At 46.0% G+C, this 15973-nt stretch carries 16 protein-coding genes; 5 read left to right on the top strand and 11 right to left on the bottom strand.

Going from position 1 to position 15973, the window contains the following annotated elements; genetic code table 11:
* The first annotated feature begins 170 nt into the window (after window positions 1–170).
* Window positions 171–1052 (top strand): class I SAM-dependent methyltransferase, encoded by an 882-nt coding sequence (locus Q1A41_RS07380; RefSeq protein ID WP_299976519.1) that lies wholly within the window; start codon window positions 171–173, stop codon window positions 1050–1052.
* Window positions 1053–1069: 17 nt separating this feature from the next.
* Here the strand turns inward: Q1A41_RS07380 and Q1A41_RS07375 are convergent, their stop codons facing one another.
* Complete coding sequence (locus tag Q1A41_RS07375; RefSeq protein WP_299977811.1) at window positions 1070–1366, bottom strand: hypothetical protein; 297 nt, start codon at window positions 1364–1366, stop codon at window positions 1070–1072.
* 257 nt (window positions 1367–1623) lie between these two features.
* On the opposite strand from Q1A41_RS07375, the gene Q1A41_RS07370 reads away from it, so the two are divergent.
* Window positions 1624–2211, top strand: coding sequence for a hemerythrin domain-containing protein (locus Q1A41_RS07370; protein ID WP_299976516.1), 588 nt, complete (start codon window positions 1624–1626; stop codon window positions 2209–2211).
* A 4-nt stretch (window positions 2212–2215) separates the two neighbouring features.
* On the opposite strand, the gene moaE is transcribed toward Q1A41_RS07370, so the two are convergent.
* The 8 genes from moaE to Q1A41_RS07330 form a co-directional block, all read right to left on the bottom strand.
* Window positions 2216–2680 (bottom strand): molybdopterin synthase catalytic subunit MoaE, encoded by a 465-nt coding sequence (moaE, locus tag Q1A41_RS07365; protein ID WP_299976513.1) that lies wholly within the window; start codon window positions 2678–2680, stop codon window positions 2216–2218.
* Between the two features lie 2 nt (window positions 2681–2682).
* Window positions 2683–2931, bottom strand: a complete 249-nt coding sequence (moaD, locus tag Q1A41_RS07360; RefSeq protein WP_299976510.1) for a molybdopterin converting factor subunit 1 — start codon at window positions 2929–2931, stop codon at window positions 2683–2685.
* A gap of 4 nt (window positions 2932–2935) precedes the next feature.
* On the bottom strand, window positions 2936–3412 hold the full coding sequence (gene moaC, locus Q1A41_RS07355; protein WP_299976507.1) for a cyclic pyranopterin monophosphate synthase MoaC: 477 nt from the start codon (window positions 3410–3412) through the stop codon (window positions 2936–2938).
* 109 nt (window positions 3413–3521) lie between these two features.
* Complete coding sequence (gene hemN, locus Q1A41_RS07350) at window positions 3522–4925, bottom strand: oxygen-independent coproporphyrinogen III oxidase (RefSeq protein ID WP_299976504.1); 1404 nt, start codon at window positions 4923–4925, stop codon at window positions 3522–3524.
* A 442-nt stretch (window positions 4926–5367) separates the two neighbouring features.
* Window positions 5368–6567 (bottom strand): hypothetical protein, encoded by a 1200-nt coding sequence (locus Q1A41_RS07345; RefSeq protein WP_299976501.1) that lies wholly within the window; start codon window positions 6565–6567, stop codon window positions 5368–5370.
* Window positions 6564–6959: a hypothetical protein gene (locus Q1A41_RS07340; protein WP_299976498.1), complete on the bottom strand. Its 396-nt coding sequence runs from the start codon at window positions 6957–6959 to the stop codon at window positions 6564–6566. Before Q1A41_RS07340 ends, Q1A41_RS07345 begins: the two co-directional genes overlap by 4 nt.
* Before the next feature lie 70 nt (window positions 6960–7029).
* Window positions 7030–9963 carry an EAL domain-containing protein gene (locus tag Q1A41_RS07335; protein ID WP_299976495.1) on the bottom strand — a complete coding sequence of 978 codons (2934 nt, stop codon included), beginning with the start codon at window positions 9961–9963 and terminating at the stop codon, window positions 7030–7032.
* 321 nt (window positions 9964–10284) lie between these two features.
* Window positions 10285–11067: a methyltransferase domain-containing protein gene (locus tag Q1A41_RS07330; protein WP_299976492.1), complete on the bottom strand. Its 783-nt coding sequence runs from the start codon at window positions 11065–11067 to the stop codon at window positions 10285–10287.
* A 166-nt stretch (window positions 11068–11233) separates the two neighbouring features.
* Between Q1A41_RS07330 and Q1A41_RS07325 the strand changes: the two genes are divergently transcribed.
* Window positions 11234–11980 carry a PEP-CTERM/exosortase system-associated acyltransferase gene (locus Q1A41_RS07325; RefSeq protein ID WP_299976489.1) on the top strand — a complete coding sequence of 249 codons (747 nt, stop codon included), beginning with the start codon at window positions 11234–11236 and terminating at the stop codon, window positions 11978–11980.
* Window positions 11981–11991: 11 nt separating this feature from the next.
* On the opposite strand, the gene Q1A41_RS07320 is transcribed toward Q1A41_RS07325, so the two are convergent.
* Window positions 11992–12507: a TrmH family RNA methyltransferase gene (locus Q1A41_RS07320; protein WP_299976485.1), complete on the bottom strand. Its 516-nt coding sequence runs from the start codon at window positions 12505–12507 to the stop codon at window positions 11992–11994.
* Entirely contained in the window at window positions 12497–13474 is a 978-nt protein-coding gene (locus Q1A41_RS07315; RefSeq protein WP_299976482.1) for a tRNA-dihydrouridine synthase, read from the bottom strand. Before Q1A41_RS07315 ends, Q1A41_RS07320 begins: the two co-directional genes overlap by 11 nt.
* A gap of 402 nt (window positions 13475–13876) precedes the next feature.
* On the opposite strand from Q1A41_RS07315, the gene Q1A41_RS07310 reads away from it, so the two are divergent.
* Both Q1A41_RS07310 and oadA read left to right on the top strand, forming a co-directional pair.
* Window positions 13877–14119, top strand: a complete 243-nt coding sequence (locus tag Q1A41_RS07310) for an OadG family protein (RefSeq protein WP_299976479.1) — start codon at window positions 13877–13879, stop codon at window positions 14117–14119.
* A gap of 57 nt (window positions 14120–14176) precedes the next feature.
* Complete coding sequence (gene oadA, locus Q1A41_RS07305; protein WP_299976476.1) at window positions 14177–15964, top strand: sodium-extruding oxaloacetate decarboxylase subunit alpha; 1788 nt, start codon at window positions 14177–14179, stop codon at window positions 15962–15964.
* The last annotated feature ends 9 nt before the right edge of the window (window positions 15965–15973 follow it).

Raw genomic sequence — 15973 nt, 5'->3', positions numbered from 1 at the left:
AAGTAATAGTTTAGTAAACAGGCATAGCAACTATTGTTTGTATGCAGACATTGATGTGTCTGGGGCTAACTTAAGCATCTTAAATGACAGTTTTATGAAAGTTCTGTGAATAGGGCGAAAGCTTGCTAGCCAATCGTCAATTGCCGATCAGTGGAGTTAATAAACGATCAATGCTTAATGATTTATCGCTAAAAAACCTTCGGGGTATTGTGGTTTTTGATTCTACGTTAACAGGACGAGCACAGCAGTTAGCGGAAGAGTTTCAGCTGCCTTTGTTTGAACAATATGAATTACTGAGGCAAAAAAGTAAGGCGCGCACGGCGTACTGCAAAGAACTGCTTAGAGAATCGCCGGAGCAACGCTTTGTTTATTTTCTTACAGCAGAAGGTATACAGCTGCTTGATTTGAGTAATGCCATGACGATCATGGTGGACTTTTGCCACGGTAAAGCCAATCATCGAAGAATTTACGGTGGCGGCACCGGGCAAATGATTGCCAAAGCTGTCGGGATAAAAGCTAAACTACGCCCTCGAGTCCTCGATGCCACGGCGGGTTTGGGGCAAGACAGCTTTGTGCTGGCCAGTCTTGGCTGCCAGCTCACCATGTTAGAGCGCTCTGCTATTGTGCATGTATTGCTAAAAGATGGCCTGGAACGTGCCGAAATAGAAGCGCGCGATGACGCTGAGTTAAGTGAAGTAATCAGCCGGATGCAGCTGATCAACGCAAATGCCCGAGACCATCTACTTGCCCTTGCGAATGATGCCATAACTTTGGAGCAGCGCCCACAAGTGGTATACCTAGACCCAATGTTCCCGGAGCGAAAAAAGTCCGCCCAAGTTAAAAAGGAAATGCAGAGCTTTCACCATGTGGTAGGCAATGACCTAGATGCTGATGATCTACTGGAGCCTGCTAAGGCCGTGGCTTTGGCGAGGGTGGTGGTTAAACGCCCTAAAATTGCGCCTTTTTTGGGCATGCAAAAGCCCGATCACCAACTTATAGGAAAGAGCAGTCGTTACGATATATACATCAATCAAGCGCTAGAAAAATCTTGATCATTGAGCGGTGCTGGCTAGTGGTATATAAAGTGCAGAATTCGCCCAATTAGCAGGCGTATTTGTGCCAGCATGGCAATCACAAAACCCATTAGAACAACGGCAATGCTCAATAGCAGTACTATTTCTCTACCTAAAGACTCCTGCAGCAGTTGGTAGCTGCCATAAATTGCCACTAGCCCCACAAAAAATAAGCCTGCACCCAATCGAAATTGCTTAAATATCTGTCTTTGGGAGGCAGTGTAGTGCTTATATAGCACCGCTTTTAGGGCCAGCCAGTAGTATTTGAGGTTTTTAGGGCCTGGATCAATCATTGGCACACAGGTTTCCTTGCGCTGAGACGGCGTTGATACATATCAACGCCCATACCTAAGTTTAGTAATAATCTGGGCTTTATCGAGCCTAACCCTATGTACCCAAAGGGCATAAAGGCCGAATGAGTGTTAGCAGGCCTTAGTAGTGCCATTTCTCGACTCTACTTCGCCTCTTGTGGATTAAGAGATAAAGAGCTTACCTTGCTTTAAAGCATCGGTAACAAACAAAAAAACTTGAATTGCCTGGAGGCGCCACTATGCACCCCGTGTATCGCCAGCTGTGTTCAGATCATCGCCACATACAACGATTGCTCCACTGTATGAGAACCATCATTAATCCATTGGGCGCCGAGGGCGTGAGCCCTGAACGATTAGAGTTGCTGCTGGATATTGTCGAGTATATTAAAACCTATCCAGAATACTGGCACCACCCTATTGAAGATCAAGTGTTTTCTCTATTGCTACTCAAACGCGTGCCTGAGAGTGAGTTGTTGCGAGAAATTATTTGCGATCATGGTCGCATGGAAAAGCAAACCGCTGAGTTGGAACACTTTTTACGCAGTATTGCTCAAGGTTGCGTGGTTCCAATTAAAAATTTAAAAACCCTGGCCGAGTTGTATATTCACAACCAAGCCGACCACATAGAAAAAGAAAATAAGTGGGTTTATCCGCTTATGGAGCAGCACTTGCAAGATGAAGACTGGCAGTGGATCGCCGAGAAGCTGCCTGCTATAGAAGATCCGCTATTTGGTGAAAAGCGTCGAAAAGACTACGAGAATCTGTACAGTAATATCGTTGCCGCAGAGCAGGATTTACTGCAGTTAAGCCGTAAGGCGGCTTTGTAGCGACTTACTTCATCCATTGGCGGGCTTTTGCTTGATCGCTATCTTTGGCGTCAAGCCAGCGCTCGCCATGCTCTGCGCATTCTTTTTTCCAAAATGGCGCTTGCGTCTTTAAGGCGTCGATAAGAAATTCACAGGCCGCGAAAGCATCGGCTCTATGGGCTGAGCTAACAGCCACCCAAACGATTTTGTCACTTGCTTGCAATGCTCCAACCCTGTGGATGATTTTTGCTCTGCTGATTGCCCAGCGATCTGATGCTTCTTGCAACAGCTTGTTTAATACGGCTTCGGTCATGCCTGGGTAGTGTTCCAACTCTAGGCTGCTGACGCTATCGCCTTCGTTGAAGTCTCGAACTTGCCCTAAAAAGCTGACGAAGGCACCACATTCACTATTGTTTTCTCGCAGGTACTGATATTCCTGTGCGATATCGAAATCTTCGGTCTGTACATAAGCTTCCAATAAACTGCTCATCGCTAGCCTCCCGTTACTGGTGGGAAGAATGCTAATTCGTCACCGTCATTAAGTTCTTGCTCGGCAGATGCGATGGTTTGATTTACAGCAAGCATTAATTTGCTATCCGATAGTGTGCTGGACCAAGGCTCGCCGCGTTGTTTCAGTTGTTCTATAACATCTTGCACGGTACATGGCTTTGCGAATACTAGCTGTTCGCTATCGAGCCCAAGTACTTCTCGATATCTGGCAAAATACAATAGTGTGATCATGTCTTTATTCGCTCTCCCAGTGGCCAGATTTTCCGCCTTTCTTCTCTAGCAGCTTGATCTCTTCAATGATCATTCCTTTGTCAATTGCTTTGCACATATCGTAAAGGGTAAGAGCGGCAACCGAGGCTGCACTTAGGGCTTCCATTTCCACCCCAGTCTTGCCGCTAACTTTGCAAAGGCTTTCGATATGAACGCATTGATTGCTAGGGTCTAACTCGATATCAATGCTGACTTTGTTAAGCATCAAAGGGTGGCAAAGTGGGATAATATCAGAGCATTTTTTTGCAGCTTGAATACCGGCAATTCGCATGGTTGCCAGTACGTCGCCCTTAGCGGCAGTTTGATCGGCGAGGGCGCTTAAAATGGCGTCGCTGCAAGCGACTCGGGCATAAGCTCTGGCCAGTCGTTGGCTATCGTGCTTATTGCCGATATCCACCATATGGGCTTCACCCTTGTCACTTAGGTGGCTAAATTCAGACATGGCAAATCTCTAAGTTAGGCTAGGCCGAACATTATTCAATAGTCCGGCCGATGAGTCCATAACTCAAATATCTCGCCTTTTATAGCTAAAGTGGTAGGGCTTGCATGTGCTAGATAATCTTAGAGTAGCGAGGTTGTTGACTGCTGGCGATTAGTTGCGCGTCTTGCGGTCGCTTAAGATAAGCATCAAATACCATGCAGACGCGGCGAATAATCAAACGCCCAGCGGGGCTTACCTCTAGTTGATTGTCGTCTAGCCTGCTCAATAAGCCGTCACTGTAAAGTGGCTTGAGTTCGTTTAGCTCAAGGGCAAAATAAGCGCGAAAGTCGATATCAAACTCATCGCCGATAGCATCGAAATTCAGTTCGAATTGGCAGATTAGGCGATTGATGACATGCTGGCGTAGCAAATCGTCCTTACTGAGCTCCAAGCCTTTGGCAATAGGCAGCTCTCCATGCTCTAGGGCTTTGCTGTAGCGTGGTATATCTTTTAGATTTTGTACAAAGATATTATCGATGGCGCTAATGGAAGAAACGCCAAAGGCGAACATGTCGCAACCGCCATAAGTTGCATAGCCTTGGAAGTTTCGTTGCAAGCTGCCATCGTGCTGAGCCTTACAGAGCTCATCATCTGGCTTGGCAAAGTGATCCATTCCAATATACTGGTAGCCATTACTGCACAGGGTGTCGATGGCTAAATGCAGCATGGCGAGCTTCTCTTCTGCAGCGGGTAGGGCGCTGGCATCCATCTGCTTTTGGGTTTTAAACAAATGCGGCAAATGAGCATAATTGAATAGGGATAATCTATCTGGACCTAGCTGTATCACCTTGTCCAGTGTTTCGGCCAGAGTTTGACAGTTTTGAAAAGGCAGTCCGTAGATTAAGTCCATGCTGATAGAGTCGAACTGTTCAGTTCGGGCCCTATCGACCAGTTCTTTCACTTCCTGCACACTATTGAATCGGTTTACGGCAGTTTGCACGGTTGGGTCAAAATCCTGAACCCCCATACTTAAACGGTTAAAGCCAATTTCTCTTAATAGGCTAATCGTGTCGCTGTCTGTAGTGCCAGGGTGTAACTCGATAGAATACTCACCATCATCGCTAAACTGAAACAGCGACTTACTGTGATCCATCAAAGAGCGCATCTGATCGTGACTGATATAGGTAGGTGTTCCACCACCCCAATGAAGTTGTTTGACCTTCCTATCCGAGTCAATCCAGCGCGCCAGTAAGCTCATTTCCTGATGTAGCTTTTCCAAGTAGGGTTCGGCGCGTTTTTTATTTGCAGTAACTATTTTGTTGCAGCCACAGTAGTAGCAAATCGTGTCGCAAAATGGGATATGCATATACAGCGACAAGGGCCTGGCCGCTTGGTTGCTGCGCGCAATGGCGGCTTCTAGCTCCGCTGTGCCAAAGTTGTCGTTAAAGTGGGGCGCTGTAGGGTAGGAGGTGTAACGAGGGCCCGCTAAATCATGTCGCTTAATGAGCGACTCATCCCAGCTAATATCTGTCATTTTGGTCCACTTGCTTAGAGATCATAAAATCGCCAGCTTGAGCTGGTCTATTGTTGCCATTTTATGAGCTTGGCTTGTTTAGCGTGCTGATTTACATCAAGACTTGGTGGAGTGCTGTATTAAATTTGAACAGCACTTTATCTGAAAACTGAATATTAGACTAAAGACGTGCTGGTTTTTTGCCCTTTAGCCACTATAATTCGCGGGCTTTTTATTTAGGCTGAGTTGTACTCTGCCATTCGCTGCTGAGGTTGATGTTTATGAAGCGTATGGGACGCAAAATCAAACTGTTGATTACAAATCATCGTGTAATCACCCAAGGGCGTTTAGGTGCCCGTCTTAAGCAAGGGGATATATCTAGGCAGGGACGCTGGTTTTAGCAAGTAGGGCTTAGCTTTAGGCTTTGGCGCCTTTGCTAAAACAAAGACGCCGTGCCACATCCCTAAAATCGATAGGATGCTGAGAGTGCGAATAGACGCCAGTCCTTCTGAGTGGCAAGCGGGTTACTATTCTCTAGGCTTGATAGCCAGCCGGTTCCTTTGACCTTGTGAAATTCCGCCCTTAGCAGAAAATTGTCGCTAACATCCCAGCGTAAGCCTAAGGTCCAGTCCTTTGCATAACGTGAATGAGCGGGCAACCCTGTAGCTGCCGCAAATTGCTCTCCATTTCGATCATTCTTATCCCAAACTAGGTCGTCATAGCGAATGAATGCTTCCCAGGCAGGAGCTAGGCGATAATCATATTGTAGAAAGTAGCTGTGCCCAACGGATTTGACATTGGCAGGCAATACCGATGCGAAAAGTTCTAGTCGGCGATTGGCAAACTCGCCTGTTAGGCTCCACTTCTCTGCATTGTACTGACCAAAAATTAATAAAGGCTTAAAGTTAAAGCCTGCAGATTCGATCGGATCAACTTCAGCCGGCTCGTAATTAACATCAATAGAGCCAGCTGCAAGACCGACGCGCACTCGATCTAAGTCGTAACTGTAAATTGCGCGTGCGAACCAAGTGCTTCTATCGCCCTCAAGTCCACCTGGGTTATCGGTAAAGAATATTGCAGGCTCCAAGTCAGGGTCTCTGGTTCTAGGCTTTACTGATAGTAATTCGAAATTCAAACCACCATCGCTAAACTCCTGCTGGTAATACAGGCTGGCGCCATCTGAGCTCAGGGCTAGGTTGCGGTTAACATCAAAATAGATAGATTGCGGTAGTAGGATACTTGGGCGTGTATGTACAACATCGCGGGTGTCGTTGTACATGCCATATGGATTGAGCAGGCGCCCTAATTTCAAGCCGGCATGCGCCGAGTCACTGCGCCAGAAATTATAGTCCAAGAAGGCATAGTCTACTCTTACTTTGCCATCATCTGTTGCACCGGCATCTCGCGCGAGAATTTGACCTGCCAGTTTGAGGTTAGGGCTTAACTGCCAAAGACCATTCAAACCTGCCTCGTAGAACTCAAAGCTGGTATCTTCTGAGTTGCCAAAAAAGTTATTGTCGTCACTGTGCAGTACGGTTTGAGTGACAAAGCCGTGAACTTGAATGTTTCCTAGATCAGTATCGAAATTCACCGCCATCGCTGGGGCGGCCGCTATCTGTGCCAATACTGAGAAGGCTGTGATGGCTGTTTGCAATCCTTTCATTGAATTTCTAATACCTTAACGTTTTGGTCAATATTGTGTTGCTGAATGTAGCCGATGGCGTTTTCTGTTTCGGCAATTAATTTCAGCATCTCAGTCTCTGAGTCGACTACCGTGGGTGCTAAACCAGTCCCTGAGTAGACCCGGCGCTCCCATATTCGACGTAGACTGTATGGATAAGTTTGCAGCACATCCTTAGCAAAACGAACGTGCAGGGGATCTTTGTCTTTAAGTACAAAGACTTTGATTTGCTTACCGTCCTTCCATGTGGTGGTTCGCATCCCAAAAATAGATTTTAAGCGCGGAGCCGAAAGGCTAGCGGCATCGACTTTTTGATGAGCAATCACCGCAATATAGGGTGGGTTTGCAACGGCGCTCTCGAGAATACATAACATCAGCAGCAGGCTGCTAAGTAAGTATCGCCGCAAAGACTCGCAGGCACTGCCAAGAAACGCGGGCTTATTTCTAGTTGCTATTTTTTGCATAGTCCGTATTTTTTTTAATGGCTGTAACTTTTTTTGAATTTTTACTTTTTTTATCTAAGTGAAGAATGTCTTCATCCTTTAAAAGCTGCTCGGCGGGTTTGCCGATATAATAGCCTTGGGCGTAGTCGATGCCGAGTTCTCTGATGAGCTCAAGAGATTCTGCATTTTCCACAAATTCGGCAACCGTTTTTTTACCCAGGCCCTGTGCAACATTATTGATGGCTTGCACAAATAGGTAATCTTCCTTGCTGGATGCTAAATTGCGTACAAATGAGCCGTCGATTTTTACATAATCGACAGGCAGCTCTCGTAGGTAAAACCAAGAGGCGTAACCTTTACCAAAGTCATCAATAGAGAACAAATAGCCCATACGCTTACAGCTATTGATGATATCGGCCGTAATGTGAACATCTTCAACCGCTGCGGTCTCAGTAAGCTCAAATATAATTTTTCCGTGAAGGCTGTCACGGTTCATGGTGACCTGAGTAAGGCTTTGTATGAATTCTCCGCTAGCCAATGCCTTGGCGGAGATATTGATTGCTATGTGTATATCTTGCCCTTCGCTTTGGAATCGAGACAAATCTTTGATTGCCTGTTGCACAACATATTGGTCTAACTCCATAATCAAGCCAGTTTGTTCTGCGATGGGGATAAATTGCCCAGGCGGAATAATATTTCCACTTTCGTCAAGCATGCGAACTAAAGCTTCATAGTGAGAAATACTATCGTCATTTAAGTTGTAAATTGGCTGGTAATAGAGCACCAAGCGTTCTTCATCTAATGCGCTTCGAATTCGAGCTTGCCAGTCAACGGTTTTTACCAGCTCGCCTTTGCTGCTGCTGGAGGCAGAATACATTTGCCAATTGCTGCGACCATTATTATTGGCCTTGGCCTTATACATGGCTAGATCCACATTGGCCATTAACTCTTCAACACCTTGCCCATGAGCTGGAAACTTTACGATTCCGATACTGATGGAGATCTTGTGCTTTAAACCGTTTAAATCTACCTCAATACTGCCGACGATATCGCAAAGTTTCTGCGCCAAGGTAATAATGCCTTCGTCGTTAATCTCTTCAACTAAGAGTGCAAACTCATCCCCTCCGAGTCGGGCGAACACGTCAATATTGCGTACGCCTAGAGATAGATGGTTTGCTACTTCGCAAAGCAGTCTGTCTCCAGCTGGGTGCCCTGAGGTATCGTTAATGACTTTAAATTGATCGATATCGAAGAAGAATAATGCTCCAGCGCGTTTATTACGATGACTGCGTTTTAAAATCTGTTCAAATTCACGCTGGAAGTGGCGGCGATTGAAAAGCTTGGTAAGGTGATCATGGTCCGCAAGCCAGGCTAAATTATCTTCGGCCGCTTTGCGACCGCTAAGATCAATGCCTACTGTTAAGATCATTTCTTCTTTGCCTGGCAGCAAGCTATGCTTCCATTGCATGTAATAGTTTTGCCCGCGTAATGACAACTCGCCCTCATGTTGAAAGCTGTTGCCTGGCCCTTGGCTTAGGCCTGCAATACCGTGATTTACAATGTCGTTACCATTAAAGCCAAAGCAGTCCATAAAGTTTAGTGGTTCTTTGCTTTGATTGTCGGCGCTCATGGCAACCCCAAGCAAATTACAGCCCTCATTATTAATGAGGTGAATCTTGCCATCTTTGTCTTGGGTTAGGATGATAGCCTGGACGTTATTGATCAATGTTGTAGCGAAGTTCTTTTCTGTCAGAAGTTCTCGGCTTCGTATTTTTAGTCCCCGGGTTCGAAGCTTTATTTGCTCATCCATTTCGGCGAGCTTTTCGGCTAGATCTACGCTGGAATCCTGCAAGTTATGAATTTCATTGCGCAGTAAAATCGAGCTTTCTGAAACCTTAGGGAGTAACTCAAGTCGATTCCTGTCATTGCGTGCTAATTCTGGAAGGACTGTAGCCACTTTTTTGAGTTGGCTCATTGGGCGCCAAAGTATCCACAGAAGTGCGATCTCCGCGCTAATTAGAATTACTAAGGCCGCCCACAGCAATGTCTGGATGGTGGAGTTCAATTCATTTAAAGGAACACTAACATCCTCAATAATTAGAACCGAAGCTTGCTCTGATGGACGTTGACCGCTTAAATTTATTGCCGCGAGCTCCAAATTTTGTTCTTTAAACTCTAATACTCTTCGCTGGTTAATTAGGTTTTCGAACGCTGTTTCTGAGCTGAGAGCTTGTAAGGCTTGTTGTGCGCTCTGGCCACCTGTTAGGGCGACGATGTCGTGCTGCCAGAAGGGAAGGCCACGAAGAGTGGTTTGGGAACTATTCGGCGCGCCATTTTGCGGAATTAAAATTCCCACGTCGGCCGCGGTAGACTGTTGAAATTCGATCACGGCGTCGACCAATGACTTGACGAGGATCATGACACCGTTTTGATTGGTATCAATAAGAACTGGTACAGCGACGACCTGCCAGCACGAATGTCGGCATAAGATTTTATCTAGCGGCGATTCGGATAAGTAAACAGCGTTGAGCCACTCTTTAGGAAGTAGCGATTGCATCGTTGGGAGGCCAAGGTGTAGCCATGGTTCTTGCTCACTGCCATAAAGCAAAACGGCATCAACTTCCCATTCAAAATTCAATTGATCCCAATTTGAATGAATAGTATCACTTAGACGTTCTCGCAGAGAGTTCGGTTCGGTTCGCTGGGAGGCTTGTCCTTGTAGATGGCCAGCAAGGTGTAATAGTTGGCCTTGGATGGACAGCAAGGCGGTATCAATAGAACGTTGACGATCCTTTAAAATTCTCTCTCGTTCCTGAACAAAGGTCTCTTCAAGATTCTTTTGGCCAAAGCTAGTAATTAGGCCGATTCCCAAGAATAGAATTAGGCTAACGCTAATAGCTACTTGCCACTTTAAACTTAAAAAACCCGCTCGCATTTAGCTATTTCCGCTATACCTATAATTCGCTAATTGTTTAATTTCGACTATATCCCAAAGCACTACACTTGTTAGTGCAAGGTTAGCTGAAATCTACTGGTTTCCTAACCTAGTTCTTGCCTCCCTGTTTTCTGAGCTGACGTTCAACAGCGTTAACAATCAAGCCATTCTTTAATCTTAGTTCTTTTTAGACTTTATTGACTGATAAATTATATCCGATATATGTCGCTTACGCTCGTGCCTAGCAGGCTACACGCTAAAAAGTGGCGCTACTTTCCGCCTGCGGCGTAGAGGCTTTTGGCGACACTTGGTTACAATGACCTAGGTGTCGCAGGAAAAAGTCATGATATTGATAGTGCTAAAGAATGACTTTTTAGAACTGTTATCTTCTAAATTGCTATTCCAGGCGTCAAATTCCTTCTGACTTACAAAGTTGTCCTGCAAGGCTTTTTCCATCATTACAGTGTGTTGTGATAATAACAGCCATAATTGAAAGTCATACGACTGCAAACTTTTAATTTCAATCTCTACGTTTTCGATACCCGCTGCTTTAAATTGGCCTGGCAAACGCCGTGCTGAATAGCCATTGTTTAAAAACTCGTTTGCAAAGTAGTGACTTAGCCGGCGCTCTAATTCATCAAGCCCATTGTTTACCGACATACTTGCCCAATCTGTTTCCACAATTACCATTCGTCCGCCTGGTTTTGCAATGCGTAGCATTTCTCGTAAGGCTTTCTCAGGCTGCTCTAGATGCATGAATAGGCGCTCGGCCCGAACTGCATCAAAGCTATTGTCTTCGAAGGGTAATTCGTAGCTATTGGCGTGCTGGTGTTGCGTCCTGTCACTGCATTCCTTTTCCTTGGCTAGCTTATCGGCTTGCTCGACCATTTCTTTATCATAATCTACACCGATAATATTTTTAATTTGGGGGTGCAGTTGGGCAATGGTGGTGGTGTCAATGCCGGTGCCGCAGCCTACGTCGATTAATGAGTGGATGTTGTTTGCCTGCAGTTTTTCATAACTATTTAATTTTATTGGTGCAAACATTTGCGCGGCTTGGCTTAAATAATCTTGGTTTACATAACCTTTGTTTTTGTTCATCATGGATTCTGCTTTGTTGATAAAGTGGAAAAAGATAAACCATATCTTAAAAAAATAATATTACTTTGACATAGCTTATTAAAAGTATTGTTGTAGTCTGTGAAAGAGTAGGATCTCCTTGGGGTCGACTGTGGGTGTTTGTTTTCACAATCAGTTTGGAGGGAGTAAGATGACGTTGCTAGACCATTTTAAAAAATTTTATGATGTAAAAAGAGCTTTTAGTCCACAGGATTTGGAACAGTGTTATCGAATTCGTCATAGCGTTTTTTGTCGCGAGCTTAATTATTTTGACGCCGATGACTACGAGATGGAAGTTGATGAGTATGATGCCCACTCTGAGCATGCGCTATTGTTACATAAGCCAAGCGGTAGAGCTGTTGCCTGTGCTCGAATTATCGGTGGCAGCATGGAGATGCCCGAGAAGCAATTACCTTACGAGACAGTTTTTAAGGATCACTTAAATCGTGAGCTATTTGACCCTGATGTTTTTCTGCCGGGAAAAATTATTGAGTTTTCTCGATTAGCTGTATTGCCGGAGTTTAGGGGGCAGGTGCGCCGGGATGCTACCCTTCCAGAAAATGCTGATCTATTGGAAGCTTGTAAGGCTCCTGTGGTGCTTTTAGGCCTGTTTTCTATTTGTGTTTCTCTGTTTGTAAATTCAGAAGCGGAATACGGTGCGGCCATGATGGAGCCCCGATTAGCTCAGCTTATTAAACATTCCGGCTTTAAGTTTGAAGAAATTGGCGATCCTGTTAAGCACTGCGGTTGGCGGTCACCGTTTTTGTTCGAGCGTGAAGTCTTTATGCGCAATATTAGTCGAGAAGTTTCGGATCTATTTAGGGAGATCGATCAGCGATTGTGTGAGGATAAGGCCAATCAGCTATTGCCGGAAAATGGTGTTGAGAAAATAGCTTAACTTGCCTGCTCTCATTCGAGAGTCGAAAGTTGGTATGCAGCTATTGCACAAGCTGTTGCAAGGTTCATGGAGGAGTTTTTGCCTCGCATAGGGATGTGAACAGCGGCTTCGCAGGCATTCAGCAGCTTTGTGTCTAAACCATGATTTTCAGAACCCGGTATTATGCAAATACCCATTGAGTTAGGCTTTTTTTGAAAGTCAGTAATAGCTTCACTTTGCAGGCTTAATTCAAGTGCAACGCTTGCTATCTTTGAGGTGTTCAGTATTTCAAAGACTTCTTGATAATTTTGGTGTTGACTGTAGCTTACATGGAGTTCGGCCGAGCGTGAGGCCTTGCGTAATTTGCGATTTGGTGGTGCTGCTGTGCTGCCGCTCAAATAGATGTGTTGGCAGCCCAGGGCGTCAGCGCAACGAAAGATAGCCCCTACATTACTGGGTGACTCGATATCATGCAGTAAAAAGAAGATTGCCGTCTTATTGGGGCTAGCTTGTTTGTGCTCATGATGTTGCAGTTGTCTATCTGTCATTGCCATAGTCTAAATTGATATCGTGTGCTATTGCCTGTTGTATAAAGAGGTCTTCAATTTCGATGCGGTTTCGCAAGCGTTTTAGTTTATTGAAGAACATCTCAGCTTCAGGGTAGCTGCGCTGGAGATACATAAACCATTGCTTTAAACGGTTGCCGCAATACTTTTCGGGGTATTGAGTCAGCCCTTTTTTAAAAAAGCTGTGCAATATAGGCAATATATTGTTCCACTGCCAGGGGATATGTTGGTCGGGGTTTTTTATTTGTAAGGCTAAGTCCGGGCGAGCTAATAGCCCTCGGCCTATCATAAAGTCCACACAGCCACTTTGTTCGGCGCAGCGTCGCAAATCCTCAGGGCTCCATATCTCGCCGTTGGCGATAACTGGAATGCTCAGTTGTTCTCTTAGTGGTCGCAATTCGCTCCAATAGGCCGGGGGCCGGTAGCCGTCGGCCTTGCTGCGGGCATGAACCACTAATTGTTGAGCGCCGCCCTCTGCAATAGCCAGTGCATTGTCTAATCCTAAGCTGCGGTCTTTAAATCCTAAGCGAATTTTAGCCGTTACATCGATGTCGCGAGGTACCGCGCTTCTGACGGCTTTTACAATATTGTGTACCCGCTGTGGTTCTTGCAGCAGCTTAGCGCCACCGTCATTGCGGTTTACCGTTTTGGCTGGGCAGCCAAAATTTAGATCAATACTGTGAGCTCCAAGGCTTGCGGCTTTGGCGGCATTGTAAGCCATGGCCTCAGCATTGCCGCCGAGCAATTGAAAGGCCACAGGAGTATTGGCTTGAGTTTTACTTTGCTGTTCCAGTTCTGGGCACAGTTTAATAAAGACTCGTCTTGGCAGCCGCTGCTCACAAATGCGCAGAAATTCGGTAACGCAAGCATCAAGACCGCCAATATCGGTGAGTATTTGGCGCATCTGGAAGTCGACAACACCTTCCATTGGGGCTAACAATAAACGCATAAACTTCGCTGAAAATCGAGCATTCTACTGTAATTGTTGCGGTATCTCTAAGTGCGTGCGGTGCAAGTGGGGAATTTCTTGTAGTTTAGGGTGATGGTTTAGGTGGTTTCAGACGAAACGGGTTTTGTAAGTCATTGAATCATAAGAAAAATGTTTTTTGTAGTGTTTTTGTAGTTTTGTAGTAAGCGCGAAAATTTGCTTACCTTGACCGATCAAGATACATTCTCCAAGCTCACTGATTTGGCCCCCTAGTGAGCCGCGAGCCTAAATGGCGAGTCGTTAAAGGGCTGTTAACAAAAGCCTTCATTCTGCTTCTGTCTATATGAAGCGGATCAAAGAGCGTATAAGAGAAACGTATAAACTTGCCTTGTGCGAGCTTCATATGATTTCGAGGAGACCACCATGTCAGCAAGCCTAATGCAGCAGGGTTTTGACCTGATGCTATTCGGGATGGGAACGGTATTCGTATTCCTAACCCTGCTCGTGATATCTGTGACGATCATGTCGTCGCTTATTCAGAAGTTTTTTCCTGAAGCGGAACCTGAGGCGAGGCCAGGCCCTGCACCTACGACCCCTGCCCAAGTTAACGATCCAAAGTTGATCGCGATTATTCAGGCCGCTATTGAGCAGCATCGAAACAAATAACAGCCCACTAGAAATTAGGAAGCCAGCGCTAGCTAGGCACCAGTTAAAGGCACCATTATGAGCGAAAACAAAAAACCACTAGGCATTACCGATGTAGTTTTACGTGATGCCCACCAGTCCCTATTTGCCACCCGTATGCGTATCGACGATATGCTGCCCATTGCTGAGAAGCTTGATCAAGTTGGCTTCTGGTCTTTGGAAACTTGGGGTGGAGCGACCTTCGACGCCTGTATCCGTTATTTGGGTGAAGACCCTTGGGAACGTATTCGTGAGCTGAAAAAAGCCATGCCGAATACCCCTATGCAGATGCTGTTCCGCGGCCAGAATATTTTGGGTTATCGTCATTACGCTGATGATGTTGTCGACAAGTTTGTAGAGCGCTGTGCGGTAAACGGTGTTGATGTCTTCCGTGTTTTCGATGCCATGAACGATATGCGCAATATCGAAACCGCACTAAAAGCGGTTAAAAAGCAGGGTAAACACGCCCAGGGCACCATCGCTTATACCTTAAGCCCAGTGCACACTATTGATATGTGGGTAGATCAGGGCCGCTTAATTGAAGATATGGGCGCTGATTCTATCGCCATTAAAGATATGGCGGGCTTGCTAACGCCATACGCGGGTTATGAGCTAGTCACTAAGCTTAAAGAAGCCTGTAATATTCCAATTCACATGCAGTGTCATGCCACTACTGGCCTTTCTACTGCGACTGCACTGAAGTGTGTAGAAGCGGGTATCGATAATATCGACACCGCTATTTCTTCAATGTCCATGACTTACGGTCACAGCCCAACAGAATCGATGGTTGCTATCTTGCAAGGGCAAGATCGTGACACGGGCTTGGATTTGACGCTGCTGGAAGAAATCGCCAACTACTTCCGTGAAGTGCGTAAGAAGTACGCCAAGTTTGAAGGCTCATTGCGCGGTATCGATGGTCGTATTTTGACAGCTCAGGTTCCTGGCGGCATGTTGACCAATATGGAAAACCAGCTGCGAGACCAAGGCGCTGAAGACAAATTCGCCGATGTGCTGAACGAGATTCCGCGTGTACGCGAAGATTTGGGCTTTATCCCACTAGTTACTCCAACTTCACAGATCGTAGGTACTCAGGCGGTTCTAAATGTTCTAACCGGTGAGCGTTATAAGTCAATCTCCAAAGAAACCCAGGGCGTATTGAAAGGCGAGTACGGCGCAGCACCAGCGGCTTACAACAAAGAGTTGCAAGATCGCGTTTTGGATGGAGCAGAGGCGATCACTTGTCGTCCAGCGGATTTGCTAGAACCTGAATTGGACAAGCTCACTGCAGAGTTACAGGAGTTGGCCAAAGAGAAGGGCGTCAAGTTAGAAGCGGGCGAGCGTGAAATTGATGACGTTCTAACCTATGCCCTGTTCCCGCAGATTGGTTTGAAGTTCCTAGAAAATCGTGGCGATGCCTCGGCATTTGAACCTGTGCCTACCGGCAAAGAAGGTTCTACGGTAACTAACGACGCGGGTGAAGAGGTTTACACCGTAACCGTTGAAGGTGCTTCTTACACTGTAACAGTAGCTAATGGCGGCGACCTAACCGGTATTGCCCCTGTTGGTGGTGCGGCAGCAGCGGCTCCAGCAGCTGGCGGCGCGGTACCGGCCGGCGGTGATCCAGTGCCTGCGCCATTGGCGGGTAATATCTTTAAGGTATTGGTCAGCCCAGGCCAGCAAGTAAATGAAGGTGACACCATTATTATTTTGGAAGCCATGAAGATGGAAACCGAAGTAAGTGCACCTAAATCCGGCACCATTGGCAGCATCAATATCAAAGAGGGTGACTCTGTTGCCGTTGGCGATAACCTGCTGACCATCGCTTAAGTTTGGAGG

This window comes from uncultured Pseudoteredinibacter sp. (assembly GCF_947502065.1).
Classification (GTDB): domain Bacteria; phylum Pseudomonadota; class Gammaproteobacteria; order Pseudomonadales; family Cellvibrionaceae; genus Pseudoteredinibacter.
This window is presented reverse-complemented; position numbering and strand designations above follow the sequence as displayed.